Annotated in this window: 27 protein-coding genes and 2 pseudogenes; 9 read left to right on the top strand and 20 right to left on the bottom strand. The window is 38.1% G+C overall.

Features of this window, described 5'->3' with window-relative positions:
• Positions 1 to 72 precede the first annotated feature (72 nt).
• From MKX69_RS02650 to MKX69_RS02635, 4 genes are read right to left on the bottom strand one after another with little or no spacing between them, the layout of a single operon-like run.
• Complete coding sequence (locus tag MKX69_RS02650; RefSeq protein WP_002291217.1) at positions 73 to 618, bottom strand: cysteine hydrolase family protein; 546 nt, start codon at positions 616 to 618, stop codon at positions 73 to 75.
• An 11-nt stretch (positions 619 to 629) separates the two neighbouring features.
• Positions 630 to 1,322 carry a 5'-methylthioadenosine/adenosylhomocysteine nucleosidase gene (locus tag MKX69_RS02645; RefSeq protein WP_002291218.1) on the bottom strand — a complete coding sequence of 231 codons (693 nt, stop codon included), beginning with the start codon at positions 1,320 to 1,322 and terminating at the stop codon, positions 630 to 632.
• A gap of 18 nt (positions 1,323 to 1,340) precedes the next feature.
• Positions 1,341 to 1,625, bottom strand: a complete 285-nt coding sequence (gene macP, locus MKX69_RS02640; protein ID WP_002286760.1) for a cell wall synthase accessory phosphoprotein MacP — start codon at positions 1,623 to 1,625, stop codon at positions 1,341 to 1,343.
• A 12-nt stretch (positions 1,626 to 1,637) separates the two neighbouring features.
• Entirely contained in the window at positions 1,638 to 2,201 is a 564-nt protein-coding gene (locus tag MKX69_RS02635; RefSeq protein ID WP_341010480.1) for an NUDIX hydrolase, read from the bottom strand.
• 227 nt (positions 2,202 to 2,428) lie between these two features.
• Between MKX69_RS02635 and MKX69_RS02630 the strand changes: the two genes are divergently transcribed.
• Positions 2,429 to 3,091, top strand: a complete 663-nt coding sequence (locus MKX69_RS02630) for a 5-bromo-4-chloroindolyl phosphate hydrolysis family protein (RefSeq protein WP_002286764.1) — start codon at positions 2,429 to 2,431, stop codon at positions 3,089 to 3,091.
• 123 nt (positions 3,092 to 3,214) lie between these two features.
• Positions 3,215 to 4,411: a toxic anion resistance protein gene (locus MKX69_RS02625; RefSeq protein WP_002286766.1), complete on the top strand. Its 1,197-nt coding sequence runs from the start codon at positions 3,215 to 3,217 to the stop codon at positions 4,409 to 4,411.
• Between the two features lie 99 nt (positions 4,412 to 4,510).
• Here MKX69_RS02625 and MKX69_RS02620 read toward each other — a convergent pair whose 3' ends face one another.
• The 7 genes and pseudogenes from MKX69_RS02620 to MKX69_RS02590 all read right to left on the bottom strand — a co-directional run bounded on the left by MKX69_RS02620 (position 4,511) and on the right by MKX69_RS02590 (position 12,026).
• The gene (locus tag MKX69_RS02620; RefSeq protein ID WP_341008661.1) at positions 4,511 to 5,887 is read right to left on the bottom strand and encodes an amino acid permease; all 1,377 of its coding nucleotides are present in this window, start codon (positions 5,885 to 5,887) and stop codon (positions 4,511 to 4,513) included.
• 36 nt (positions 5,888 to 5,923) lie between these two features.
• Positions 5,924 to 6,790: a GRP family sugar transporter gene (locus MKX69_RS02615; RefSeq protein ID WP_341008659.1), complete on the bottom strand. Its 867-nt coding sequence runs from the start codon at positions 6,788 to 6,790 to the stop codon at positions 5,924 to 5,926.
• 88 nt (positions 6,791 to 6,878) lie between these two features.
• The gene (gene sapS, locus MKX69_RS02610) at positions 6,879 to 7,904 is read right to left on the bottom strand and encodes a two-component system sensor histidine kinase SapS (RefSeq protein WP_002286770.1); all 1,026 of its coding nucleotides are present in this window, start codon (positions 7,902 to 7,904) and stop codon (positions 6,879 to 6,881) included.
• 17 nt (positions 7,905 to 7,921) lie between these two features.
• Positions 7,922 to 8,596 (bottom strand): two-component system response regulator SapR, encoded by a 675-nt coding sequence (gene sapR / locus MKX69_RS02605; RefSeq protein ID WP_341008657.1) that lies wholly within the window; start codon positions 8,594 to 8,596, stop codon positions 7,922 to 7,924.
• 181 nt (positions 8,597 to 8,777) lie between these two features.
• On the bottom strand, positions 8,778 to 9,674 hold the full coding sequence (locus MKX69_RS02600; RefSeq protein WP_341008655.1) for a class C sortase: 897 nt from the start codon (positions 9,672 to 9,674) through the stop codon (positions 8,778 to 8,780).
• Between the two features lie 74 nt (positions 9,675 to 9,748).
• A pseudogene (locus MKX69_RS02595) lies at positions 9,749 to 11,056 on the bottom strand (SpaH/EbpB family LPXTG-anchored major pilin); the annotation flags it as partial.
• 10 nt (positions 11,057 to 11,066) lie between these two features.
• A complete protein-coding gene (locus MKX69_RS02590) occupies positions 11,067 to 12,026 on the bottom strand; it encodes an IS30-like element IS6770 family transposase (RefSeq protein WP_002293280.1) in 960 nt (319 codons plus the stop codon).
• Positions 12,027 to 12,272: 246 nt separating this feature from the next.
• Here MKX69_RS02590 and mazE point away from each other — a divergent pair, with 246 nt between their 5' ends.
• From mazE to MKX69_RS02565, 5 genes are all read left to right on the top strand, one after another.
• Positions 12,273 to 12,503, top strand: coding sequence for a type II toxin-antitoxin system PemI/MazE family antitoxin (mazE, locus tag MKX69_RS02585; protein ID WP_002323011.1), 231 nt, complete (start codon positions 12,273 to 12,275; stop codon positions 12,501 to 12,503).
• Positions 12,503 to 12,844: a type II toxin-antitoxin system PemK/MazF family toxin gene (locus MKX69_RS02580; protein ID WP_002349927.1), complete on the top strand. Its 342-nt coding sequence runs from the start codon at positions 12,503 to 12,505 to the stop codon at positions 12,842 to 12,844. Before mazE ends, MKX69_RS02580 begins: the two co-directional genes overlap by 1 nt.
• 849 nt (positions 12,845 to 13,693) lie before the next feature.
• Positions 13,694 to 13,888, top strand: coding sequence for a hypothetical protein (locus MKX69_RS02575; RefSeq protein ID WP_341008651.1), 195 nt, complete (start codon positions 13,694 to 13,696; stop codon positions 13,886 to 13,888).
• A gap of 73 nt (positions 13,889 to 13,961) precedes the next feature.
• Positions 13,962 to 14,921, top strand: coding sequence for an IS30-like element IS6770 family transposase (locus MKX69_RS02570; protein WP_002293280.1), 960 nt, complete (start codon positions 13,962 to 13,964; stop codon positions 14,919 to 14,921).
• Between the two features lie 148 nt (positions 14,922 to 15,069).
• Entirely contained in the window at positions 15,070 to 15,408 is a 339-nt protein-coding gene (locus MKX69_RS02565) for a hypothetical protein (RefSeq protein WP_002306002.1), read from the top strand.
• A gap of 204 nt (positions 15,409 to 15,612) precedes the next feature.
• Here the strand turns inward: MKX69_RS02565 and MKX69_RS02560 are convergent, their stop codons facing one another.
• The 9 genes and pseudogenes from MKX69_RS02560 to MKX69_RS02520 all read right to left on the bottom strand — a co-directional run bounded on the left by MKX69_RS02560 (position 15,613) and on the right by MKX69_RS02520 (position 22,782).
• Entirely contained in the window at positions 15,613 to 16,188 is a 576-nt protein-coding gene (locus tag MKX69_RS02560; RefSeq protein ID WP_002318335.1) for an SOS response-associated peptidase, read from the bottom strand.
• 364 nt (positions 16,189 to 16,552) lie between these two features.
• Positions 16,553 to 17,134, bottom strand: coding sequence for a TetR/AcrR family transcriptional regulator (locus MKX69_RS02555; protein ID WP_002300332.1), 582 nt, complete (start codon positions 17,132 to 17,134; stop codon positions 16,553 to 16,555).
• Between the two features lie 35 nt (positions 17,135 to 17,169).
• A pseudogene (locus MKX69_RS02550) lies at positions 17,170 to 17,794 on the bottom strand (isochorismatase family cysteine hydrolase).
• A gap of 21 nt (positions 17,795 to 17,815) precedes the next feature.
• Entirely contained in the window at positions 17,816 to 19,147 is a 1,332-nt protein-coding gene (locus MKX69_RS02545) for an FAD-dependent oxidoreductase (protein ID WP_341008648.1), read from the bottom strand.
• A gap of 156 nt (positions 19,148 to 19,303) precedes the next feature.
• Positions 19,304 to 19,705, bottom strand: a complete 402-nt coding sequence (locus MKX69_RS02540) for an organic hydroperoxide resistance protein (protein WP_002286825.1) — start codon at positions 19,703 to 19,705, stop codon at positions 19,304 to 19,306.
• Positions 19,706 to 19,790: 85 nt separating this feature from the next.
• Positions 19,791 to 19,997 (bottom strand): hypothetical protein, encoded by a 207-nt coding sequence (locus MKX69_RS02535; RefSeq protein WP_341008645.1) that lies wholly within the window; start codon positions 19,995 to 19,997, stop codon positions 19,791 to 19,793.
• Positions 19,998 to 20,091: 94 nt separating this feature from the next.
• A complete protein-coding gene (locus MKX69_RS02530; protein WP_341008644.1) occupies positions 20,092 to 21,594 on the bottom strand; it encodes a phosphomannomutase/phosphoglucomutase in 1,503 nt (500 codons plus the stop codon).
• 17 nt (positions 21,595 to 21,611) lie between these two features.
• Entirely contained in the window at positions 21,612 to 22,067 is a 456-nt protein-coding gene (gene argR, locus MKX69_RS02525) for an arginine repressor (protein ID WP_002286829.1), read from the bottom strand.
• A 97-nt stretch (positions 22,068 to 22,164) separates the two neighbouring features.
• Positions 22,165 to 22,782, bottom strand: coding sequence for a GyrI-like domain-containing protein (locus tag MKX69_RS02520; RefSeq protein WP_002325134.1), 618 nt, complete (start codon positions 22,780 to 22,782; stop codon positions 22,165 to 22,167).
• 220 nt (positions 22,783 to 23,002) lie between these two features.
• Between MKX69_RS02520 and MKX69_RS02515 the strand changes: the two genes are divergently transcribed.
• Both MKX69_RS02515 and MKX69_RS02510 read left to right on the top strand, forming a co-directional pair.
• Positions 23,003 to 24,376, top strand: coding sequence for an MFS transporter (locus MKX69_RS02515; RefSeq protein ID WP_002293681.1), 1,374 nt, complete (start codon positions 23,003 to 23,005; stop codon positions 24,374 to 24,376).
• A gap of 74 nt (positions 24,377 to 24,450) precedes the next feature.
• On the top strand, positions 24,451 to 25,563 hold the full coding sequence (locus MKX69_RS02510; RefSeq protein WP_341008642.1) for an NAD(P)/FAD-dependent oxidoreductase: 1,113 nt from the start codon (positions 24,451 to 24,453) through the stop codon (positions 25,561 to 25,563).
• Positions 25,564 to 25,622 lie beyond the last annotated feature (59 nt).

Genomic DNA, 25,622 nt, shown 5'->3' with positions numbered 1-25,622 from the left:
AACAAAGTCGTTTGTTTTATGCTCTTCTTTTATTATTTTGTGCTTTTTATTTTATCAAATCACTTTGTTTTTTTATAAAATTTCTGCGCCTAGTGTGGATTCAAAATGTCTCAATGCCCATTCATGTCCAACGGGATCGAAACTTGCCACGGCATCTTTGAAAATATGGAGTTTGTATCCAAGATTATACGCATCGACTGCTGTATGCAACACACAGATATCTGTACATACGCCGGTCAAATAAATATCTGTGATCTGGCGTTCTCGCAAACGGATGTCTAGATCTGTTCCACTAAAAGCGGAATAATGCCGTTTGTCTATCCAATAAACATTTTCCTCTTGCTCATAGTCTTGGTATAAACTTTTTAAAGAGCCGTACAATTCCCGTCCACCCGTTCCTATCACATTATGCGGAGGAAATAAGCGGTTCTCCGGATGAAAGGAATCTTTTGGATCATGCGCATCAATGGCAAAAACGACAAAATCCTTTTGATCAATAAACTTCTTTGTATGAGCAGTCAGCTTTTTTTCAATTACTTGTCCTGCTGTCCCAGTAGTCAGCTTTCCATCCTCTGCAACAAAATCATATGTGTAGTCAATCGAGATCAATGCGTTCATCTTAGTCCTCCTTATACAAGATGTTTGACAAATTCGATCACCATTTCTGCTGATCGTTTGCCTGCGTCTTCGATAAATTCGTCAAAGCTTTGTGTCGCCGAGTGATCTGCTGTGTCGCTCATTGCACGTACGATCAAAAATGGGATATTGAACTGACGAGCTGTTTGTCCAACAGCGGCTCCTTCCATTTCGCAAGCTAATGCTTCAGGGAAATTCGTTAAGATTTCTTTGATTTTATCTGGCGAGTCGACAAATGTATCACCTGTAACGATCAATCCTTCTTTTGCGTTCAAATTCGTTGCTTTTGCTGCTTTAACCATTTCACTGCGCAAATATGTGCTTGCTTCATAATATAGAGGCATTCCTGGTAATTGTCCTGGTTTGTAGCCAAATCCTGTTGCATCTGCATCAAAATAAGCTACTTTGTCTGATATAACGATGTCACCTACTTGTAAGCCTTCACCGATTCCGCCAGCTGAACCTGTATTGATCACCATGTTCACGCCGTATTGTTGGATCAACAGACTTGTGGTAATAGATGCTAAGACTTTTCCTATACCGGAACGTACGACGATCACTTCGTGGTTACCTAATGAACCTGAAATAAATAAAGCGCCTGCGCGTTCCCATGATAATGGTTCGCTTAGGTTCTCTCTCAAAATTTTTACTTCTTCTTCCATTGCGCCAATAATACCGATTTTCATCTTTTTAATTCCTTCTTTCTATATAAATGCGATTGCTAAAAAAACCACACATAACATTAGGATAACAATAATAAGAGATTTCATCAAAAAAGAGTTCCATTTGGTCGTCTTTTCCCGTTCGCTGATCCTTGTTTTCGTGATTGGTTTATTCTTTTTGCTTTCTTTACGATAAAAGCTGGCAATCTTTTTTTCTTCTTGCTGATAAGCTGTTTCTGCTTTTCGCTGTTTTTTTAATGACTCGCTTGCTTGTGCTTGTTGTCGCTTGCGAAGTTCGCTTCGCGTAATAAGCGGTCCTTTGGCCATAAGCCGATCCCTCTACTTTCCTTTGGTCAATAGTTCCCAGTATTGAATCGCATAAATCGTCTTTGCATCACAAATCAACTGATCTTTCATCGCTTGTTGCGCCTCTTCAAGAGTTAGATGATACAACTCCAGTACTTCGTCTTCATCTTGTGCTAAAGTATTCTCGACCTTCTCTACCCCTTGTGCATGATAAATATGAAGGACTTCATTAGCAAAACCTGGTGAAAGATACATCGAAGTAAGATGGCTCAGCGACTTCGCACGATAGCCAGTTTCTTCTTCTAATTCTCTAGCTGCTGTCATTTCGGGATTTTGTCCTTCTCCTGGATCGATTTTTCCAGCTGGAATCTCCAAAATCACTTTTTCTAAAGGTTTTCGAAATTGTTTGACAAGAATCAGACGATCTTGTTCGTCAAAAGCAATGATCCCAACACCGCCAGGATGAAATACCAGTTCTCTCTTCGAAGTTCCTCCATCTGGCAAACGAACTTCGTCTACAGCAACATCAATAATTTTTCCGCTATAGATTTCTTTGCGACTGATTGTTTTTTCTTCAAATTGCTCATTGTTCAGCATATCTTCTCCTGCTTTCTTTGTAATCATAACTGCTTTTTTTTCATTTTTCAATTTTTCTCAAAAACTCCTTATTAGTTTACCATAGATAAACCTTAGATTTTCTCTAAATATAGAAAATCCTTCTTTAGTCCGATACTCTTTCTAGTAGTCCGTATGCTAAAATAAGTATGTAATCGAATAACGAAAAGAATTCAATACTCAACGATAAATGACATGGAGGGTTTATTATGATAAAACGAAATTGGCCGTGGCTTCTAGCATTGGTCTTGCTATTTCTCTTTGTCCGAAACAATAGTTTTTCTTTTGTTCTAGGACTTTTATTGATAGGTGTAGTTTTAGTTTTGTGGGGACTCTTTGGTTCGCGTAGGAAAAAGGGAAAACAAGAAGAAATTCCTGCACTGACTGACGAACTTGAAACTCACTATGAAAAAAGTGGTATGACAGCGAATGAAATTTCATTTTTTCGACAAACAATGAATCAAACAAAAAATGAGATCAATCAATTGCAAATGAATATGCAGCAGACAGCCAAACTTAAAGCAATCGATCTCCGCCATGATCCAGTCAAAGCAGCAAAAGCTTTATTCAAAGAATTGGTGAAAGAACCAAACCGACTGCATGAAGCAAGTCAGTTTCTTTATACGCATCTGCCGAATCTAGTTGATTTGACAAATAAGTATAATGAGATCAATGACCATGAGATCAAAAACAAACAGACCTATGAAAAACTAGAAGAAAGCGCGCAGATCATCGACCAGCTGTCAGCTTTAATCGCACAAGATTATCAAAAATTCGTTGCTGAGGATCTAGATGATATCGATGTAGAGATATCTGTTGCGAAACAGAGCTTAAAGCGTGATAATAAATATGAACCAGAACAAAAGGATTAACTCTTTTGTTCATAAAAGAAGACTCGGAACATTCAGATGATGTCTGGCTGTTTCGAGTACTTTTTCTAAAGTAGAGACATTCATGTAAGAATCGAGAACAGATTCAACAAGGAGGAATTTTTTATGGATCATAAACCGACTGAAACAAAAGATGTTACACCAGTTAACGATACACTTGAAGATTTATTGAACAACCCGTTTTCAACTCCAACAGATACGCTGACCACTTCACAACAAGCGGAGATTGATCAGCTCCAAGAGCAACAGACAGCTGCTCGTTTAATTGACAAACTACCGGCGGAACGCCAAGAACAAGCTAAACAGCTAGCAGCAAAAATCGATGCTAATGATGCACAGTCTGTCATCAGCTACGGATCGGCTGCCCAAGCAAAATTAAGTGAATTCTCACAATCGATGTTGAATCATGTGCAAGCACAAGATATTGGTCCTGTAGGAGATTCCTTAACTGAACTGATGTATCGTCTCCAAGAAGCCAATCCTGACGAACTGCGTGCCGGAGAAGGGAACATCTTCCAGCGTGTCTTCGGGAAGGTCAAACAATCGATCTATGAAGTGACAGCAAAATATCAAAAGATTGGTGCACAAATTGACAAGATTTCAGTGAAATTAGATAAAGAAAAAGACGGTCTGCTAAAAGATAATCTGATGTTAGAACAGCTTTACCAGAAAAACAAAGACTACTTTGATGCACTGAATATTTATATCGCTGCTGGAGAATTGAAAATGGAAGAACTTCAAACAACGATCATTCCAGAAGCGATGAAAAGAGCAGAAGAAACTGGCGATCAGATGGATGTTCAGATTGCCAATGATTACACGCAATTCCTAGATCGTCTGGATAAACGTACGCATGATCTTCGCTTAGCTAGACAGATCACGATCCAGCAAGCACCACAAATCCGTTTGATCCAAAACACAAATCAGGCCTTGGCTGAAAAGATCCAAGCATCTATCGCTACAGCCATTCCGCTGTGGAAAAACCAAGTCGTGATCGCATTGACCTTGCTTCGTCAAAAAGATGCAGTAACTGCTCAACGCCAAGTCTCTGAAACAACAAACGACTTATTGAAGAAAAATTCAGAAATGCTGAAAATCTCAGCCATCGAAACAGCAAAAGAAAATGAACGTGGAATCGTGGATATCGAGACCCTTCAAACCACTCAAAATGATTTGATCGAAACAATCCAAGAGACATTACGTATCCAAAAAGAAGGAAAAGAAAAACGTCGTCATGCAGAAGTAGAGCTTGGACACATGGAAGAAGATCTGAAACAAAAACTGTTGGATTTAACCCAATAGATCACCTTTCGCTTGTTACTAAAACAAACGCCCATCAACAGTTTATTACACTGTTGATGGGCGTTTTTCTTATCTTTCTTCTAACTTCTCCATTGGAGTCTATTTCTCATTCATCTTGCTGTGTCCATAGCCATAGCCAAAATAAATGATCAGTCCAATAACCATTACGATACCGAACACGATCCATGTCACAGTTTGCAGACGAAGCATCAATACAATACAAGTCAAGATGGAGACGATTGGCAATAGCGGAACGAATGGCACTTTGAATTCTCCAGCTTTTGGTTTGCCAAACATTTTTCTCAACTTCAGTAAGCCTAGACTAACAAGCATCAAATAGGCGAGCGCCATGATATTCGTTAGTTCCGCTAATACATTCAATGGGAAAAATCCGGCAAAGAATACAGCTGCCACACCAGCGGCATAAGTCGCTTTTTTCGGTGTACAATGCTTTTGATCGATTTCTGTCATAAACTTAGGAAGTAAGCCATCCTTGCTGACAGCAAACAGTAAACGAGCAAGTGAATACATCATCGAGATCGTTACCGTCAGTAGCGTTAAAATTGCCCCTACAGCGATCACCGCGCCCACTGTTCCATGTCCTACATACCTCATTGCAAAAGCCACTGGGTCATTGACTCCTAGTTCAGTATACGGAACGATTCCTGTCAAGATCAGCGTTACGATGATGTAAAGGACAGTAGCAATCAGTATCGAACCAATGATTCCTCTTGGCACATCTTTTTGCGGGTTTTTGACTTCCTCGGCTGCCATTGCAACGGCATCAAATCCCAAGAAAGCAAAAAACACAAGAGCTGCACCATCTAGCACACCGGAAAAACCAAAAGGCATGAATGGCTGCCAGTTATCAGGTTTAACGAAAAATATTCCTACAATGATAAACAACGCGATGATACCAAATTTGACATATACCATGGCATTATTCAAACGTAATGCTTTCTTGGCTTCAAGCGACACGATGTAAGTGACGAATATCACTACGAGCACCGCAATCAAGTCAATGTATGTACCATTTTCCGGATTGTACCCGCCAGTTAATGCTTGTGGAAGTTCGGCCCCTAAACTTTTCAAAAAACCTTGCATATAGCCAGACCATCCGGAAGCAACAGAGGAAACCGCTAGTAAAAATTCCCCGATCAACAACCACCCTGTCAGCCAGGCAGCAAATTCACCAAATACAACATACAGATAGGCATATGGCCCACCAATCACTGGCACTCGCGAAGCAAATTCTGCGAAACTTAGTCCAGACAAAATGACAACGATTGCAGCTAAGACAAATGAAAGTGACAGTGCTGGACCAGCATTTTGATTGGCCGCAACCCCTGTCACCACAAATATTCCCGTACCGATGATCGCACCAATTCCAAGCATGATCAAATCAGACGTTTTTAGTTCTTTTTTCATCTCACTCGTATGATTGAGATTGATCTCTTTCTTACGAAACAAATCCATTGAAGTTCCTCCCCATTTTAGGTTGGAAAACAGCGATTAAACTGTTTTCATATACCCTAAAAGGATACCACCTAAAATGACTAAAAGGCAACCAACAATAACATAAATGAGCTCTTTTTTCGTTTTTCTTTCGCCAAGGATGAAAATCCCACCTAAAGTAGAGATAATGATCCCCATTTGTGAAAGTGAGAAGCCAACAGCTAAACCAAGTGATTTGACTGTTAGAAGCATGCAGATGTTTCCTAAGCCCCATAATAATCCACAGATCATGTTTTTCCACACAAACTGATCGACTTTAACTTTACGGAAAGCAAAAAAGCTTGCGCCTAAGATCATTCCGATACTTTGAGGTAAGATAATTGACATCGCATCCAAATTCGCCCAGTTGACGATGATGGTATATACACCATAACCAATCGTAGAGAAGATCAATGCTCTAAAACCCTTACCAAAATCAAGCATTTTATTCTCTGTATCTATTTTTACTTCGTCATCTTGTCGGGCAGTCAAATACGCACCGCTTACAAGAAGAGCTAAAGCAATAATACCGTATACATAATCTTTCGTTTGTGTCCATTCATGGAAGAAAACGGCTCCCGCAATCGTATTCAAAATTAATTGAAAACCAGTAGACAATGGTAACCCTACAGAAACACCCATGTACTTCATTCCATGGAACTGTCCATTTTGTCCAACACTCCAAGCTAAGCCGGATAAAAATCCGATCAAGAAAATCCAAGGGGTGATTACAGGACTAACAACGAAAAAGACAACTAAAGAAAACAGAAATGCACCGATCGTCATTCCTAGTGTTTGTTGATTGGCATCGCCACCAATTTTACCACTTACTAAACCAATACTACCCCATGCCAACATAGGGACTAATGCTATTAAAATTTCCATAACCAATCTCCTTTTATTTCACATGATAAGAAACTTATCAGCGAAAACGTTAACAATACAAGCACTTTTTTTCGTTTCTAACGATTTTCTAACGTTTTTCATTATAAAAATTTAAGATTGGGAAAAATAAAGTCATTGTTGTCCCTTTTCCTTCAGTTGATTCAGCCGTCAAATGGATCCCTAATTTTTCGGCCAGATTTTTTGCTAAATAAAGTCCTAATCCTGTTGAATGTGTTTTGCTAAGTCGACCATTTCTCCCAGTAAATCCCTTATCAAAGATCCGTTTCAAGTCTTCTGCTGGGATACCTATCCCTGAATCTTTAACTGAAAGGCTGACTCCTTGCGCTTCCTTTTCTATGCTCACAATGATGTTTCCGTGATCCGGCGTATATTTGATGGCATTACTAAGCAATTGGTTGAAGATAAAAGCGATCCATTTAGCATCGGTCAAAACAGTATGATCCTCGCCAACGATCTCGTAGCGAATATTTTTTTGGATAAAATAATTTGCCTGACTGCGTATCACAGGCTGAATGATTCCTTTTAGTCCATATTCTTGGATGAGGTAGTCCCGCGAAAAACTGTCTAGTCTTGCATAATACAAAACTTGTTCTACGTATTCATCGATTTTTGATAATTCATTTTCTAGTAATGTATACTTTTGATCGTCAATATCGAACTCGATCGAACGAACTAGCAATTTAGAAGCGGAAAGTGGTACTTTGATTTCATGGACCCATGAGTCAATATAATCTTTTTGGTCTTGTTGATTACTGATTGCTGATTGCATTACTTCTTGGTGTTCACGGATCAGCTGATTGATATATTCTTCTACCAGTTTTTCTTCTTCTGTTCGTCCACCGCTCAAATAGTTTTGCAAAGGGGAAGTTTTTTGTATGTCAGCTAATTTTCCCCACCATCTTCTCTTGCTCAAGTAACCACCCAGCAGATAAAAAATCAGAAAGACGCCCTCAATCAAAGCTAAATAAGCAATTGTGCTCAAATCAACTTTGATGTTTGGCGCCAGCCACATCACAAAGATCGTCAATGCAATAAAAAACAGCCATCCCAAGATCAATGTCCACTGATCTTTCAAATATTTAAAAAAATTCATCTTAACCGCTCATCCTTTCAGGGAACGATATATCCCTGTCCTACTTTTGTTTCGATATATCCTTGGATACCTGCCTGTTCGATTTTTCGGCGTAACCGATTGATGTTGACTGTCAATGTATTGTCATCTACAAATCGTTCGTCATCCCACAGTGCTCGCAGCAATTTTTCCCGACTTAAGATCTTTCCATTGTGCTTCATCAAAATAAATAATAGACGATATTCATTTTTGCTCAAATCAATGATCTCTCCGTTGATTTCCATACTTCCGTTGTCAACATTCAACGTAATGCCATTGTGGCTCATCATTTCACTAGATAATTCTGTGTAGTTGTAAGAACGGCGAAGTAATGCATTGATTTTTGCAATCAGTACATCGATTTGGAAAGGTTTTGTCACAAAATCATCTGCCCCCATGTTCATAGCCATGATCATATCCATATTCGTATTCCTGCTGGAGATAAAAATGATCGGTACTTTCGATACTTCACGTATTTTTTGACACCAATAATGGCCATCCAAAACGGGAAGATTAATATCTAGTAATACAAGCTGTGGTTCTTCTCTTTCAAAGTCTGAGAACACTTGATTGAAATCGGTCGTTCCAAAGGTTTCAAATTGCCATTTCTCAAGTTCCTCCATGATCAATTGTCGAATGATCTCTTCGTCTTCGACTACCATGATTTTTGCCATAAAAAATCCCTCCATCTTTCTTCTTGCTACTACAATATCAAAGAAGCCCTTGTGAAACAAGTTGGCTTACCTGGAAAATGTCATTTTAGCAAACGTTTAAAAAAAACTGGAAATATGCGATTTAATCGCTTTTGTCTTTTCAATACAGCTTAAATTTATTATGTTATTCTTAACAATTGGTCTATGATCTGTTATTTTTCCTTAGTTGTTTTTGTCTTTTAAATTTCCAATAACACCAATAACCGAAAAGCGTTAGCACTAGCAATATACCTAGAAGGGGTATAAGTAATCGATAAAGATGGTATTTTTTTGTCTGTTCTATCTTTGAAGAGACTTCTTCTGTAAAGGGAACTCGCCTTCCTGTCATTAGTAATCGGTGAGTGTTCACGGTGTAAGGTGTACAAGTGATAAGTGTGACTAGGTCCTGCTTTTCTCTGATTGCTAATGTATTTGTTTTTGTTGGAAGGACAACAATTTTCTCAACGACTTCATAAGCGAGCATCCGACCATACACTTCAAGATAGAATCGGTCATCTTGCTCCATTTCTTCAAGATCCGTAAAGAGTTTTTTCTCAGCAATACCGCTATGGGCGGTAATCACGGAATGTGTACTCTCTCCTCCAGTTGGAAAAGAGGTGCCTTGCAGGACTGTCGCTCCTCTATCTAACAAAAGATCATTCGTTTCATCAAATAAAGGCAAGCTAACATTGATTTTCGGAATATAGATGGCTCCGATCATATGTTGTTCGTAATATTCTTTTCCTGGATTTTGGACATTTCTAACCGCTTGCTCAAAAGGATCTTTGACTTGTCCCATTCCTGGGATTACTGATGTATGAGCAAGCGTCTGATTTTTCTTTTCATGCACTGCTAATTGTTGCTCATGTTTTTCTTCTTTATCGCGTTCAAGCTGCTTTTGATAATTCTCGATCCTTCTTTGATCCAAATAATTGCTGAGAGCATCTGCTAAAAATGGATATGTAAAAACTGCAGCTCCGGCAAGAAACATCACTGCCATAAATAATTGTAATAAAAGACTGATTTGGGTTTGAGGTCTATTACCTATTTTCTTTTCCATTTTCTTCACCTTCTTATTTAAAAAAAACTGCAGCAACCTTTATAAAACCGATTGCTGCAGCTTATTTTTGTTGCTTATACTTCAGACTTCATTTTAGATTTACGGTACCAGCTGTACGCTCCAATCATCAAACTTATTCCGATTAGTAAGAATGCCAAGAGCCCGTTCCCACCAGTAGCAGGAAGTGACCCGCGTTTCATATTCGGTACTCTTTCTGGCCCTGGATTTTCTACTCCTACGTTCTGAATTTCTTCATTATAGCTTCCATAAGAGATGATAAATTCAGTAAAGGCTGCCTCACCTGTTGGAAGTACATAACCTTCTGGCGCCATGGTCTCTTTCATTTGATAGGTTCCATAATCTAACCCTTGAACCTCAAAGTATCCATTTCCATCTGCGACAAATTCTGTTGCTTGTCCGCTTGTTGCCCACTCAATTCTATCTGCTCCTGATTCATAAACAGCTAAAGGCGACACCCCTTTATAAAATATTGCGTATTCAGAACGGTCTTCATTCCACAATTCGAATCTTGCATCTTTAAGCAATTCACTACTTGATGCATCATATTTTTCAAACTTTCTTCCACCTGTTGTGACTTTCTCTGGTGGCTCTACTCCTTCTTCATAATCAAATTCATCATTTCGTCCGATTTCAATAACCGCTGTGTTGTTATGGAAATCATCCGCTTCTAGTTCTGTGGAAACCTTCAAATTATACGTGATCGTTAAATCTCCTCCACGTGCATCTGCTAATCTACCTAAAGTATCTACTTTGGCTACTCCATTTTCTTCTGTCAAAATCGTCACGACAAACCCGTTGTTTACTACTTCTACTATATAATCTTGTCCTTTTGTTAAAATCGTCTCGCCGGCTCGCACTTCTATTTCCTGATCATAATAAGTTAGACCAACTGTAGGCGTATCTGTGATTTTGTAATTTTTGATAACAGCGCTTCCGTTTTCAAGGACAGAATCGATGAAATAAGGAATAGGTGCTGTGATCGTGTAAGAAGCCGTTTTTCCTCTTTCTAGATCAATATAAGAAATCGTTTCTTGTTCTCCAGCTTCATTAATAATCGTTACTTGTCTAAGGTCGCTTTCCTCTACATTCATCTGTTTATCTGCTTCTCTGATTTCGTTTTTCGGATACAAATGCACATCTGTATTGTATGTGTCTTTCCATGTAGAACCATCCCACACACCATCCACCATATCAGGCATCATCACTGGCATCATAACAACCATTGGAGACGCGATTCTGGAAATATGAGCTGGCGAATAAGTTTCTAAGAAAAGATAGACTTTATCTCTAGAAGAAGGTGCTTCTTCCGTCACTTGGACGGTAGAAAATACCGCTTCTCCAGCTTCATTCGTTGTTTGTTTGTATGATTTGTCAAATTAAGCTAGAATAAAATGCTTCTTGTACATAGCTCAAAAATATTTCGATTGGTGTTCTGTAATTCAATGATTTTCTTGGAATATGATTACGTTGATTGCTGACACTGGAAATAAATGTCTGATTCACTTCTCTAAAATCCATTGATTTCGGCAGTCCATTACGACGCAGAATCCCGTTAGAATTCTCGTTTAATGGGCGTTGAGAAGGTGTTCCAGGGTCCGCAAAATATATATCAATATCATGTTGGTTACTAATGGCTTTCCAGTTAGAAAATTCTTTTCCACAGTCAAACGTAATAGATTTAAAGAAGTTTTTAGGGAAGCGAGAAAACCATTGATTAAGGGCAGTTTCAATATCTAATGCCTTACGGCCGTTGGGTTTAATCGTGATAATGACTTTAGATAATCTTTCAACTAAAGTAATGACGGCACTTTTATGATGAATGCCAACGATCGTATCACCTTCAAGGTGACCAAACTCAGAATTGAAATCAGGATAATTATCAGGTCGATCATGGATTGAGCGCTGATACTGTTGTTTTCCCCGTTTTTCCTGATGGCCATTGGGTTTTCTTTTACCTTTCATCGGTAGTGTGTCAATATCAAATATTCCTTTAGAAAATAAACGATAAAGTGTTCTCATACCGCATGAAACAGGTCTTTCTTTTCGCCCGATAATGACGTCAGGCGTCCAACCAAGAGTGACTTTCTCTTTAATGTAATCTACTTCATGAGCAGGTAATTGAATGACTTTTCTCCCACATTTTTTCTTATTTTCTTTATACTGGTGCCAATAATCAAGAGCAGTCTTACCTTGCTTGAACTTATTGACTACATTATAAATAGTTTGTATAGCACGTCCCATTCGGTTAGCGATTTCAACCGGCTTATTATGTTGAAGATAATATGATTCTATCATTGTCAGTTCGTCTATGGTAAGATGTTTGTAGGTCATTTATGGTTACACTCCTTTGTTTTCTTTCGTCGGAAATACAATTTGAGTGTACCATAAATGCCTTTTTATTTTTCTAACTTAATTTTACAATTCGCGTTTAAAGAAAAAATGAACTGGCTACAATTTATTTCTATTTATATCCAATAAGATATACTTTAAACAAAACAATTTTCTAGATAGTTTACAAAGGGGAATTTTGCGTTACTTAGTGTTATATAGTATACTTTTATTAAGGGAGTGATGATAATGCTTGTTACAAAATCTAGATTACAAGGAAGTTCTGTAGTGGTAACTTTACCTTCTGATAACGGAAAGAAACCTTCAGAAAACCAAGAATATATCGTTGTGTATTCTGATGATGGAACAATTACGTTAGTTCCAAAAATTGAAGATCCATTTAGTGGTGGGGAAGAGGCCGAGTATTATGAGAAAGACGAATGGGAAGATTTAACTCCTGAAGGAAGAGAAATTTTATAGTGTCAGGAGAAAGAATTTATATTCCTAAAAAAGGTGATATTGTATGGATTGATTTTGATCCCTCAGTAGGAAAAGAAATTCAAAAAAGACGACCAGGACTAGTCGTCTCTCGTTATGAATTTAACCGTAAAACAATGTTTTCGGTCATATGTCCAATTACTTCCACTATAAAGAATTTACCGACACGTTACTCATTACCTGAAGAGCTAGATATAAAAGGACAAGTAATTATTTCACAATTAAAATCTCTTGATTTTAAGGAACGAAAACTCAAAAAAATAGAAAACTTACCATTGCAAGACATGGCTAAAATTGATCAGATTATACAGTATATGTTTTAAGCATTGTAAGTAAACTCTATAATATTTTTATACGCTAAACATAACGAAATTAAAAAAAGGCCAAGTAAATGTCGTTCATTCTACTAGTGTGGTCGATGGGATTAATTTCTGTATCTTAAACTAAAGAATATATAGCATTTTAAATGAATGATTGAGGTGATTTCCTCAAGTCATTCGTTTTTTTGTGTCACAAAACTTGTTTTTTCACGACATATCTTAACGTATACGAAAAGTCGCGACAATACTTTAACAGAAAGAAGAAAAAGAACAACTGACAGTTTTAGTCCTAAAAAATCTAAACTCTTTAGATATGAGTAATGTCATTTTAAACTATATCGATGCTTAAAAACGTAAAATTTGGGATCAAGATCTGTCTAGGAAAGAATTTCTATAGTTTAACTGAATAACACAAAAAGGCATATCATGCGACAAGAAAAACAATGAAAAGAGAAATTTGCCATCACTGGAACATCCGTACAGAAATTAGCATAGATTCTGAAAAATCTACCGCTAGTTTCTATTTAGTTGTTCTAACGACACCAATACTTGTAATGCTCGAAAATGTGCAATTGGGTCAGATAGTGAACCAAAGTAGAATCTCAAAGCGACAATTATGAATGTAAAAGTACCTTTTATGATTAGTTTATTCTCTAATTGATTACATCCCGTATAATTAATAAAATTACTTTACCGATTACACGATCTTATGTCAGTAGAGCTTTTAGGTACACTATCAATACAGTTCATTCCAGTATAATGTAAGGTTTTTTTTATTTTGAGTCACTTTTTGTCAATATTATTATTTACAATACCTTCTATAATAAAAGCTATTTAAGGAAGTGTTTATGAATGAGTAAAAATTCTAAAGGATTCCTAACCATCTTATTAGCTTTTATAGGGTATATGTTGGTTGGGCTGCTAAAATCATACAGTAATGAGTTGCTGAATCTTTCAACATTTATTAATGATACATTAGTTCCAAGTTTGTTTTTCATCGTATTTTTTGCTGTTGGTTATTTTACGCGAATTGTAAAATTAAGTTAGAAAAATAAAAAGGCATTTATGGTACACTCAAATTGTATTTCCGACGAAAGAAAACAAAGGAGTGTAACCATAAATGACCTACAAACATCTTACCATAGACGAACTGACAATGATAGAATCATATTATCTTCAACATAATAAGCCGGTTGAAATCGCTAACCGAATGGGACGTGCTATACAAACTATTTATAATGTAGTCAATAAGTTCAAGCAAGGTAAGACTGCTCTTGATTATTGGCACCAGTATAAAGAAAATAAGAAAAAATGTGGGAGAAAAGTCATTCAATTACCTGCTCATGAAGTAGATTACATTAAAGAGAAAGTCACTCTTGGTTGGACGCCTGACGTCATTATCGGGCGAAAAGAAAGACCTGTTTCATGCGGTATGAGAACACTTTATCGTTTATTTTCTAAAGGAATATTTGATATTGACACACTACCGATGAAAGGTAAAAGAAAACCCAATGGCCATCAGGAAAAACGGGGAAAACAACAGTATCAGCGCTCAATCCATGATCGACCTGATAATTATCCTGATTTCAATTCTGAGTTTGGTCACCTTGAAGGTGATACGATCGTTGGCATTCATCATAAAAGTGCCGTCATTACTTTAGTTGAAAGATTATCTAAAGTCATTATCACGATTAAACCCAACGGCCGTAAGGCATTAGATATTGAAACTGCCCTTAATCAATGGTTTTCTCGCTTCCCTAAAAACTTCTTTAAATCTATTACGTTTGACTGTGGAAAAGAATTTTCTAACTGGAAAGCCATTAGTAACCAACATGATATTGATATATATTTTGCGGACCCTGGAACACCTTCTCAACGCCCATTAAACGAGAATTCTAACGGGATTCTGCGTCGTAATGGACTGCCGAAATCAATGGATTTTAGAGAAGTGAATCAGACATTTATTTCCAGTGTCAGCAATCAACGTAATCATATTCCAAGAAAATCATTGAATTACAGAACACCAATCGAAATATTTTTGAGCTATGTACAAGAAGCATTTTATTCTAGCTTAATTTGACAAATCATAAAATAAAAAAATAATCCAAGAAACATTGAACCTATGGATCCAAAAGCTACCCAAATACTATAGCTAACTCCCCGCTACCTTCAATTTTGCAGATAAAACGCTTTGGGAGAAAATCGCAAAGACGACAGGCCATCCTATCATGCCCGATTATAAACAAAAAGCTGGCTATTCCTTTTGCTCTGACAAATTTCAATTGGGAAAGTTCACGAAACTAGCAGGTGAAGAAGTTTCAACTGTTCGGATCAAAGAATGCCCGATTCAAATAGAAACGTTGGTTCAACGAATTTCAACTAGAGAAGACTTTGCTATTGTAGAATGTGAGATCGTAGCTATTTTTGTAGAAGAAGGGATTTTACATGATCCAACTCATATCAATGTGGATAAATGGCAACCTCTTATCTATAAACTCAGAGAATATACAACTGCCAACCAGTCGTTAAGTTTGAATTTTAGATTCCAAGAATTCAAAGAGTCATAATGATAAACATCGTTAGGTATAAATAAAAAAGACTCGCAGCACGAGTAAAAAACAAATAGAAGCTATACCTTAGAAAGGTCGACTGTGACTCTATAGATGCAGTATATGCAGCTTATGAGCATTTCTTCTGTTCTCTTTGTTTTTGGGATCTGTGCTGAAGTCTTTTTCGTTTTTTGCCGCTCTTTCTTTGAAAAATCGATTATGTTATACCTTCTCCATTACTAATTCAGGCATCTGCTGAGTAATGATTTTTCGCGCAAAAGAAATATCTGTTACCCAAGGTTCAATTTGTTCTTCAGTCAAGACAAGCGGCATTCGGTCATGGATTGGTGCGACTGTGCGGTTAGGTTCAGTAGTCATTATGATTGATTCTGCCATTTTTTCATCCTGATGGCTACGATAAAAACCGCCAATATACACTATTTTTTCCTTATTTGAAAACATAAATTTGTCTTTTTCTTCATTCCACTCATAAAAGCCACTCATTGGGAAAACACAACGATTTTGCAAAAATGGTTGATGAAAGGTCTTTTTTTCTTCTACTGTCTCTGCACGGGCATTAATCATCAATTGTCCTTTTTTAAATCCGGTAAATCCCCACTTCATGATTTCCGGAGTGAGGATGTTTTCTTCCTCTTTTCTTAACGTCACAACAAGATTTGACGGAAAAACTTCTCCAGCTGCTAATTCTGCTGCCTGCTCCGGTTGTTTCGTCTGGGCTTCTCGATAATAATTCTGAAGGAGCTCTGACTCTAGATCAAAAAAATAACGACCACACATCCTAATCCCTCCCAATCTTTTTTTCTATCATACACTGCAACAAGAAGTTCGCACCAACAAAACGCTTTCAATTTGTGTAGAACTAAAAAAGTTGTGACAAGTGACAAACTCTCCAGTGAATGGTATTCTCCTGCCAACTCCTCGGTCACAAGTCACAATATTCAACAAACATGAGAAGCTCTGCTTTTTGAAATTGTTCCTTGTGACTCGGAGTGAAACGGCAGGCTTACGACCTCTGGGTAAACGGTGTTCCAAAGCCAGTTTCTCGGTATTAAGCCGAAATTTCACAAAAATTTGAGAAGCAATTTTCGTAAATTCCTTCTTATTTCTTGAAGCTGACCACTTCTTTCACAACCTCTAATTATTAAAGAACCTTTTGCGAAGTTAACAATCTTTCTTTGATCAATTGAAAATTTTGTCTAAGTAGTGATAGATCCTGTGTGACTTTCAACAATAAGATACTTCCCTGGATTTCAGCAATCAACGCTTTGGCTTGACGGTCTGCTTCTTCATCGGACAGTTTTTCTTCAGAAAGTGCCAGGATATTTTGTTTCGTATACTTGACCCATTGATTGACTAATTCTAGTAGCAACAGACGGTATTCTTCATCCACTGTACTCAACTCAATAATCAAATTACCTACAGGACAGCCATGATAAGTGATCTGTGTCTCATGATCAGCAAAAATCCAGTCCAACATTTCTTCTAATGCTTCTTCTGGCTGTTTTCCAGCATTTAAGATGTCTTCGAACAATTCTGTCTGCCACACGTCCATATGCGCATGGATCACCGCTAGACAAACTTCTTTTTTTGAAGAAAAGTAATAATAAAATTGCCCTTTCCCCGTCTCAGAAGCTGCTAGAATATCTCGGATTGACGTTTCATGATAGCCTTTTTTATAAATAAGATCTTTGGTCGCTTCCAAGATCTTTTCCTTTGTTTTCAATGATATTCTCCTTTTTCATTTCTCATAGTCCTATATTATACAATAAATTCATCATTTTTTCTTCTTAATCGTTTAAAAAAGACTGTGCCAAAGTTCGTCAACGCTGCGTCCATTGCTTCTTGACCAGGAGCACCAACTGCATCTGTCGCTACCACAACATTGAATCCACTCTCTACCAATTCACGCATATGGGAATCGCTACACAAGTTTCCGTTCATTCCACCGAGAATTACTGTGTCGATTCCATTTTTTCTCAATTGAAGCGCTAAGTCGTTGCTTTCTGGTCCAAAGATTTTATGAGGAGAGCTGATGATCGTATTTTCATCCAAATATGGTTTCAATTCTTCGATGAAATCAGCTCCTGAACCTTCTTCAACTGATTCATATTGACTTTTTCTAGCAAACATTTGCTGTTCAAGCATCATATGTTCTCCTGCACCGCCAAATTGCCATTTATGGTCATGTGGGTAAAAATAATGAGGGAGAAATAAAGAGTTTGTATCCTTTTTCTTTTGCTTGTTTCACCATTTCGATCATGTTTTCGATCGTATTGTATTTTTCTAAGATATCTTTTGTCAAACCAAAGCCACCGCCTGCTGGTTTCAAGAACTCGACTTGCGGGTCAGTGAGAACTACTGCTGTATTTTTATTATTGAACATGGTGGATTCTCCATTCGTTATTTATTTTAATACATCATTTAGAGCTTCACTCATTGTTGGATGAGAATAGATTTGATCTCTCAATAACGTATAAGGAAGTTTTCCATTCATAGCTAGCGAAATCAAGTTGATGACTTCATGAGAATCTTCCGCATAGATACTTGCCCCTAGAATCAAGTCAGTTTCAGGGTCGACTAAAACTTTGAATACACCTTTAGGATCTTCTAATACTTGTGCTTTAGGGACACCGCTTGTCATATACTTGAATAATTTGTAATTGACGCCTTGTGCTTTGGCTTGTTTTTCTGTTAAACCTACATTGGATAAAGTCGGAGTGATAAATACACTGTAAGGCACAGCTTTCCGGTTATTCGTTGTTCGTTTATTCTCGCCCTTCAACTGATCCATAATGATTCGATAATCATCTAGAGAGATATAAGTGAACTGCAATCCGCCTTTGACGTCTCCAATCGCCCAAATGTTGTCTGCATCTGTACGAAGGTATTCATCCACAGCGATTGCTCCGCGATCTGTTAGTTTAACATCTGTATTTTCTAATCCAAGTGATGCTGTACTTGGTTTTCTTCCAGTTGCAGCCAAAACTTTTGACGCTTGGATTGTTACTTCTAGGCCATCTTCTGTAAAGGTGACGGCAGCTGTTGATTCTTGGTCTGCTACTTGATCTACAGATACACCTAGATGGAATTCGATTCCCGCATTTGTCATGTCTTCTAAAATCATTTGCGCGATATCTTCATCTTCACGTGGAAGAAATTCAGAATGGGCATCAAGAACGACAACTTTAGATCCGTATTCATTGAACATTGATGCAAATTCCAAGCCAATATATCCAGCCCCGATGATCACTAATTTTTCCGGTAATTGTTCCTGATCCATCGCTTGCGTAGAATCAATCAAGTAGCGACTTGTATTCAATCCTTTGATTGGTAAAATGATTGGTTCAGAACCAGTATTGATGAAAATCCGTTCGCCTTCAACAATCACTTTTTCACCATTATTCGTCACTTCGATTTGATGGTTAGAAAGAAAACGTGCTGTACCGTCCATCACTGTCCCAGTTGCCTCATCGCTGATCATATGATAATTTTTGGCGCGAAGCATGCCCGTCAATTTTTCTTTCCGAGCAACAGCCTCTGTAAAGTCGATTCCTCTTTCTCCATTGAAAATCAATGATTTAGAAGGAATACAGCCGATGTTGATACATGTTCCGCCATACATACGTATTGACTTTTCAACGACTAAAACCGATTCACCTTTTGAAGCTAACGCCTTCGCTAAAGTCTTACCGCCCTTTCCAAAACCGATCACAATATTTTGATATTTTTCCATCATTTTTCCCTCGCTTCTTTTTACCTACCGATTGGTACAAAAATATAATAACCGATAATCGTCTATTTTCCAAATCATCTGCTTTATTTGTCAAAAAAAAAAACCAGACAAAAAGCGGTCCTTTCACGTTTTTAGTCTGGTTCGATTTCCTTTATTCTTCTAAACAATCGTTACTTCTACATCGATATTTCCTCTAGTTGCTTTGGAGTAAGGGCAGAATTCATGCGCATCTTCTGCAATTTTTTGGGCTTCTTCTTCGCTGATGCCATCGATATGCACTTCTAATACTACACCGATCTGATAGCCGCCATCATCTAAATTATAAAGAGAGACACGTGCTTTTACTGTGGACTCTGCTGTCATTCCTGCTTCTTTGATCATATGTTGTACCGCCCCATTGAAACAAGAAGCATAACCTGCTGCAAATAATTGTTCTGGATTTGTTCCTTCTGCATGGATTCCTGGAGGAGTGATTTTCATATGCATCGAGCCATTTGGTGCCTCGACTTCTCCATTGCGCCCGCCATGGTTGATCATTGCTGTTTCGTATGCTTTTTTCATTGTACTGCTCCTTTCGATTGACCATTTGCTACTTGGCTATAATTATAGTGTATGACAAGTAAGGCGCTTTCTACAAAAATTCTGCTTATTCGAATACCAGAATGCCGTCTTCTACTATTTTTCCAAAAAACAAAAAAATACTACTCGTGAACAACAGCGTCATATTTGTTCCAAAATAAATAGCAATCTTTTCTACATAATCTTTTATATGATTGATTTTAAGATACATATATACCAGAAAGTTGCCCCCATAAACCAATACTGTTAAAAAAATAACCATATTCGTTACCATTTTTTCCTCCTTTTGCTGGTCTCCCTACCAGCACTCGATTTAACCATACCACTTTTTTTGCCGTCCAAGCAACTAGCCTTTCAAAAAGACTGGTTTATTCTGCTGTTAATGATTCAAGATCAGAAAAATGTCCGAATAATTTTGCTAATTTTACTAATGCCAACTTGTTCTTTCCGAATTCATCATTTTCTATCTGTAATACTAGTAACGGCTCATGTAAGCTTAAACGGATCAAAAACCAGCCGTTTCCGTATGGCTCTTCTAGATCATACCGAATACCTTCTTCATTTTCCGGGTCGAAGTTCATCCCTTTTTCTTCTTCCAACAGTCGCTTCATTTCTTCTAATATCTTGTTTCCTTGTTCGCGTGGTTCATCGCTGAACAATTTTAGTCGGATTTCTTGTACTTCTACGGGCTGTTTCAACTCTTTGATTTGTTCATCTAATGTGATACCTTTTCTTTTTAATTCTGGCAAAAGCATCAGGATCTTTGCGATGACATATGCACCATCATCCAGAAAATAATTTTCCTTGAATGCAGCGTGTCCGCTTGTTTCGATGGCTAGCTGTGTATCTTTCCCAAGACGGTTAAGTTCTAATGCTTTATTGATTACATTTCGATAGCCGGAAATATAACGAACTTGGATGCCTCCTTTTTCTTCAATGAATCTTTGTAGATGAGAAGAAGTAGGGGAATTCGTCACGATTCTTGTTCCTGGATGCTCTTTTAATACGATTGTACTTAATACTGCGATCAAATTATTTCGATTGATCACTGTTCCAGAAGCACTGACAATTGCAGAACGATCCACATCTGTATCGAAAATGATCCCAAGATCTGCTTCATTTGCTAAAACAGCCTGCTTGATACTTTCCATCGCTTCTTTATTATCAGGATTTGGGATATGATTAGGAAATCGGCCATCTGGTTCCAAAAATTGGGAACCTGTTGAATCCGCACCTAAGCTATTCAATACTTTTTCAGCAAAGAATCCACCAGCACCATTTCCGGCATCAACAATGATTTTCCAACCATTTAGTGGTTTGCTTTCTAGTGTTCCAATCCCCTTTTTAATTTTTGTGACTAAATCTTGCGCATAAGGTGTCAAAAGGTCTGCTTTTTCTACGCTTCCAGTTTGTTCGCTTTTTATTTTTTGCTGCTGTGATAGGATAAAAGCAATATCTTCTTTTTCTGCTCCTCCTTCTGAGGTAAAGAATTTTATTCCATTATAATAATAGGGAAGATGGCTAGCAGTCAGCATAACCGCAGCATCGCACGAGAACTGTTCAAATTGAGTGGACATAAACATAGCAGGCGTAGTAGCTAATTCGAAATCGATGACATGTATCCCTTGTTCTTTCAGACTTTGGATCAACGCCTCTTTCAGTGCTGGTCCGCTTATCCTACTGTCATGACCAATCCCAATCGTCCATTTTTTATTTGGATTGGTTGACTTCTTCTTTTTCTTTATCCAGTTTGCTAGTCCCCAGCCGATCTTTTTTACCATGTCTGTCGTCAAGTTTACTTCATATCCTTCAACTGGTAATGCGATTCCTCGAATATCCGATCCGTTTTGTAGCGCTTTCATATCTTTCATATAAAAGTCCTCCTCATTTATTCCCTCATTTTTTCCAGCTTTTCTGCAAATCGCTGTGCTTCTTCTTCTGAGCGACAAATAATAATGAATGTATCTACACCGGCCATCGTTCCGACAACTTCAGGGTAAGCCACTTCATCTAGCCAATTCGTTACCACATCGGCACCATTTCGTTCAGTCAATACGATGACCATGAACTGAACAGACTGGATACGCAAAACCTCGCGTCTAATTGCTGTTCGCAAACGTTCTTCATTTAAAGAAACAGATGGCTGGTTAAATAATGTATAGCGTACTATTTTGTTTTCATTTTGACTTTTTACTAACTTCATTTCTCGAATGTCTCGAGAAATCGTTGCTTGAGTCACATCGGCGCCTGCTTCATGCAGCCGCGCAAGCAGCTCTTCCTGTGTCCCAATAGGTTGTTCTGTAATGATCTGGCGGATCAGTGCTTGTCGCTGTTTCTTTTTCATATTAGACACCTCTCAATGTTGATTATAGCAAAAGATAAGTAATATTTCTTCATATTTTAGTATTTTTTACTTTTATTTTTTGTTTTCATTCAGGTTGCTAACCTTTTTCTATTTTAACACGCAAAATCGTCTTCATTTTTTCAGGTGCTGATTTTCTTGGATCGCTGATGTAAATCTCTTTGTGTTCTTTAGAAGCTCTTTCATAGCCTTCTTTTGCGATGAATGCTTCTAATTTCTCAAACGTTGCTGGTTCTTCGTCATAGGGCCCGACGTGTAAGATTTGGGCACAAAGACCTTCTTCCATCTTTTTGAATACTACTTGTTCTTTCAAGTCTTCCGGAAGTTTGCTAGAACGCTGAATGGCTTCTTGTGCTATCGCTTCTGTAACAAAGTCAGGCTGTCGGATCATCAATTGATAAGAAAAATGTTCTTTTTTCATCACTGGTTCATGCAAATACTTTTCTTGCAGTCCCCATTGTCCTTCCAGTGGATAGACAGTATACATCTGATAATCAGGAATCAGCCAATTTTTTTTAGGCGACATGCGTATTGCATAGCTGACTGCATATAGACAGGCTACTCTTCGTTTAAAGTCTTCCTGATTCGGGTCGCCGATCCCTCTGATGCTAAAGAATGGTTTTTTAGGAACCTCTAGTATTTGCGGGCTTTTTTTCATACTATAGCTCTTGTCTTTACGCCATTCAATTTTTTCCATTTTTCTTCCTCCGCGAAATTCCATTTAGTTATTTATTATCATACCTCTTTTTGAGTGACTTGGCTAATCGTGTTGACACTATTTTTCAGTTTGTGCTAGAATAAGTTAAGTAAATAAATCGTACAGATAACACGTTTCGGCGTGTCGAGAGAGAGGCGGTTTCTATTTTTATAATAGAAATCACTCTCTTTTTTTACGAAATTTTTTAGAGGTGATGTAAATGACAAAACAAAAACAGCTGCTTTTAGTACCTGCAGTAATTGCAACAGGGATGATGTCTTTTGCGGGCGTATTGATCGAGACGGCCATGAATGTAACTTTCCCAACTCTTATCAGACAGTTTGATTTAACGACTGCACAAGTCCAATGGGTAACAACGATTTATCTTTTGATGATTTCGATCATTGTTCCGCTGTCTACTTATTTGAATCGCAATTTTAGTCTCAAAAAACTCTTTTTAGCTTCAAATCTGCTTTTCTTGGCAGGTATAATGATCGATTTCTTCTCTCCTACCTTCATGGTCCTATTGTTTGGTCGATTGCTCCAAGGTGCAGCGACAGGTATCGCTCTTCCGTTGATGTTCCATATTATCTTGACATTTGCCCCCCTCAATCGACGAGGCGCGATGATGGGTGTTGGTACTTTGACAACGGCCATTGCTCCAGCAATTGGTCCCACTTATGGAGGCATTATGACTTCACATTTTACATGGAATCATATCTTCCTGTTTCTTGTGCCCGTTTTGATTCTTTCTTTGATTATCGGCTGGTTTGCTATTCCCGAGATGGCAGTACAAAAAAGTGGTTATTTGGATTGGATAAGCGTTTTAGGAATTTGTCTTTTGTTTAGTGGAAGTCTAACATTTTTGAGTACGTTGGGAACAGTTTCCAGCTGGATTGCTTTAATCATCGGCGGTATTGGCTGGTTCCTTTTTTACTATCGAAGTAAAAAAGTGGAGCATCCGCTGATCCGACTGTCTATTCTTTCAAATAAAACATTCCGCTTGTTTTTGATTGGCTTCTTAGTTTATCAGTTTTTATTACTTGGTGTATCTTTTGTCTTGCCGAATTTCCTTCAGATCGTTCAAGGAAGTAGTCCTTTTGTCGCTGGATTAGCGATGCTTCCCGGCGCAGCGGTTGGTGCTTTGCTTTCCCCTTTTTCCGGGAAAATGCTGGATCAATATGGTCCGAAGAAGCCAATTTTTGCTGGACTGATTCTTTCTTTGATTGGTTGGCTAGCATTATTCCTACTCATAGGACACGCTTCAGTGGGTGTATTGATTGCTTGTCATGTGTTTTATATGATCGGTATCGGATTATCTTACAGCAATATGATGACCACCGGAATGAATGCACTGAATGAAGAACTACAAGGAGACGGGAACGCAATGTTCAATACCTTGCAGCAGTTTTCTGGCGCTGTGGCTACTTCATTAGTAGCGGTCATTATCAATTACGTCCAGCATCATACTTCCCATAACTATGAAGTGTCTACTACATTAGGATCAAAAGCAGCATTAGGCGTCTTGTTGCTGTTGCTTCTCGTAAGCTTTGCTCGATTCGCCTATTATCTGTTCTTTGCTAAAAAAGCGTAGATTCCATATACGGCAGGTGTTGCATCTGCCGTTTTTTTGTGTGAAAATGGTTGTTTGTAAAAGGAGGCTTTTTTATGGAAAAAATTGCCATTATCGGTGGCGGGATCATTGGTATGACCCTAGCCAGTTACTTAGATACATCAAAATTCAATGTTGCTTTATTTGATGAAGGGACAGGACAGGCAACTAAAGCTAGCGCTGGGATTATCTCCCCTTGGTTGTCGAAACGCAGAAACAAACAATGGTATCGTCTGGCTAAAGACGGCGCTGCTTTTTTCCCTAAACTTATAAAAGATTTCCAACTTGATCAAACGATTTACGCACAATCAGGGACACTTCTGCTTCGACCTGAAAAAGATTTAGCTGAATTGACTGTTCTTGCCGAGAAACGAAAAGAAGAAGCGCCAGAAATTGGAAACATCGAATGGCTTTCACCTGAACAGACATCTCAAGCACTTCCGTTATTGAAACCAGCAGTTTCACTGCGTATCAGTGGTGGTGGTCGTCTGGATGGAAAAGCATATTTAGAACATCTTGGTCAGCGTTTAGCACAAAAACAAATGGAGCAGATCCAGGCAAAAGTCACTTTGCATAAGAAGAGCAATTCTTGGCTCATCAAGGGACCGTTTGGAGAATACACAGCTGATCGTGTAATTTTGACACCTGGCCCGGTACTTAAGCCTTTATTACAAGAATTAGGCTATGCTGCAGATATACGTCCGCAAAAAGGGCAGCTCTTAGCATTTCAGACATCTTATAAGATGAGTCAAGACTGGCCTGTTGCTATGCTTGACGGAGAAGCTGATTTCATTCCTTTCATGGATGGAAAGATCCTTTTAGGTGCTACCCATGAAAACGATCAAGGCTGGGATTTGGCTCCTACTAGCGAAGCTTATAAGGGATTGACTAAGAGTACAGAACAGTTCTTGACTGATCCAGATCAGATAAAAAACTGGCCATACGAGTTCCGTGTAGGTACCCGTGCTTATACGTCAGATTTTTCCCCATTTTTCGGCGTACTGCCAGATGATCCAAGCTTACTGGCTGCTAGCGGTCTAGGCTCTTCTGGCTTGACCACAGGTCCTTATATCGGCTATCTATTAGCCAACTTCTTAAATACTGGTCATTGGCCTACGGAAGATTATCAAAAGGACATCTCCACCTATATTACGAAAAATCCATCATAGAAAAACAGCTTTTTCAAGTAAGGATCCCGAGCGATATTGCGCATGGATTACTTCTTGAA

The organism is Enterococcus sp. FSL R5-0957 (assembly GCF_038008005.1).
GTDB lineage: Bacteria > Bacillota > Bacilli > Lactobacillales > Enterococcaceae > Enterococcus_B > Enterococcus_B faecium.
This window is presented reverse-complemented; position numbering and strand designations above follow the sequence as displayed.

Bases quoted from the DNA above. Each gene is read 5' to 3' on its own strand.
- MKX69_RS02650 (WP_002291217.1), bottom strand. From the start codon at position 618: ATGAACGCATTGATCTCGATTGACTACACATATGATTTTGTTGCAGAG.
- MKX69_RS02645 (WP_002291218.1), bottom strand. From the start codon at position 1,322: ATGAAAATCGGTATTATTGGCGCAATGGAAGAAGAAGTAAAAATTTTG.
- macP (WP_002286760.1), bottom strand. From the start codon at position 1,625: ATGGCCAAAGGACCGCTTATTACGCGAAGCGAACTTCGCAAGCGACAA.
- MKX69_RS02635 (WP_341010480.1), bottom strand. From the start codon at position 2,201: ATGCTGAACAATGAGCAATTTGAAGAAAAAACAATCAGTCGCAAAGAA.
- MKX69_RS02630 (WP_002286764.1), top strand. From the start codon at position 2,429: ATGATAAAACGAAATTGGCCGTGGCTTCTAGCATTGGTCTTGCTATTT.
- MKX69_RS02625 (WP_002286766.1), top strand. From the start codon at position 3,215: ATGGATCATAAACCGACTGAAACAAAAGATGTTACACCAGTTAACGAT.
- MKX69_RS02620 (WP_341008661.1), bottom strand. From the start codon at position 5,887: ATGGATTTGTTTCGTAAGAAAGAGATCAATCTCAATCATACGAGTGAG.
- MKX69_RS02615 (WP_341008659.1), bottom strand. From the start codon at position 6,790: ATGGAAATTTTAATAGCATTAGTCCCTATGTTGGCATGGGGTAGTATT.
- sapS (WP_002286770.1), bottom strand. From the start codon at position 7,904: ATGAATTTTTTTAAATATTTGAAAGATCAGTGGACATTGATCTTGGGA.
- sapR (WP_341008657.1), bottom strand. From the start codon at position 8,596: ATGGCAAAAATCATGGTAGTCGAAGACGAAGAGATCATTCGACAATTG.
- MKX69_RS02600 (WP_341008655.1), bottom strand. From the start codon at position 9,674: ATGGAAAAGAAAATAGGTAATAGACCTCAAACCCAAATCAGTCTTTTA.
- MKX69_RS02590 (WP_002293280.1), bottom strand. From the start codon at position 12,026: ATGACCTACAAACATCTTACCATAGACGAACTGACAATGATAGAATCA.
- mazE (WP_002323011.1), top strand. From the start codon at position 12,273: ATGCTTGTTACAAAATCTAGATTACAAGGAAGTTCTGTAGTGGTAACT.
- MKX69_RS02575 (WP_341008651.1), top strand. From the start codon at position 13,694: ATGAGTAAAAATTCTAAAGGATTCCTAACCATCTTATTAGCTTTTATA.
- MKX69_RS02570 (WP_002293280.1), top strand. From the start codon at position 13,962: ATGACCTACAAACATCTTACCATAGACGAACTGACAATGATAGAATCA.
- MKX69_RS02565 (WP_002306002.1), top strand. From the start codon at position 15,070: ATGCCCGATTATAAACAAAAAGCTGGCTATTCCTTTTGCTCTGACAAA.
- MKX69_RS02560 (WP_002318335.1), bottom strand. From the start codon at position 16,188: ATGTGTGGTCGTTATTTTTTTGATCTAGAGTCAGAGCTCCTTCAGAAT.
- MKX69_RS02545 (WP_341008648.1), bottom strand. From the start codon at position 19,147: ATGATGGAAAAATATCAAAATATTGTGATCGGTTTTGGAAAGGGCGGT.
- MKX69_RS02540 (WP_002286825.1), bottom strand. From the start codon at position 19,705: ATGAAAAAAGCATACGAAACAGCAATGATCAACCATGGCGGGCGCAAT.
- MKX69_RS02535 (WP_341008645.1), bottom strand. From the start codon at position 19,997: ATGGTAACGAATATGGTTATTTTTTTAACAGTATTGGTTTATGGGGGC.
- MKX69_RS02530 (WP_341008644.1), bottom strand. From the start codon at position 21,594: ATGAAAGATATGAAAGCGCTACAAAACGGATCGGATATTCGAGGAATC.
- argR (WP_002286829.1), bottom strand. From the start codon at position 22,067: ATGAAAAAGAAACAGCGACAAGCACTGATCCGCCAGATCATTACAGAA.
- MKX69_RS02520 (WP_002325134.1), bottom strand. From the start codon at position 22,782: ATGGAAAAAATTGAATGGCGTAAAGACAAGAGCTATAGTATGAAAAAA.
- MKX69_RS02515 (WP_002293681.1), top strand. From the start codon at position 23,003: ATGACAAAACAAAAACAGCTGCTTTTAGTACCTGCAGTAATTGCAACA.
- MKX69_RS02510 (WP_341008642.1), top strand. From the start codon at position 24,451: ATGGAAAAAATTGCCATTATCGGTGGCGGGATCATTGGTATGACCCTA.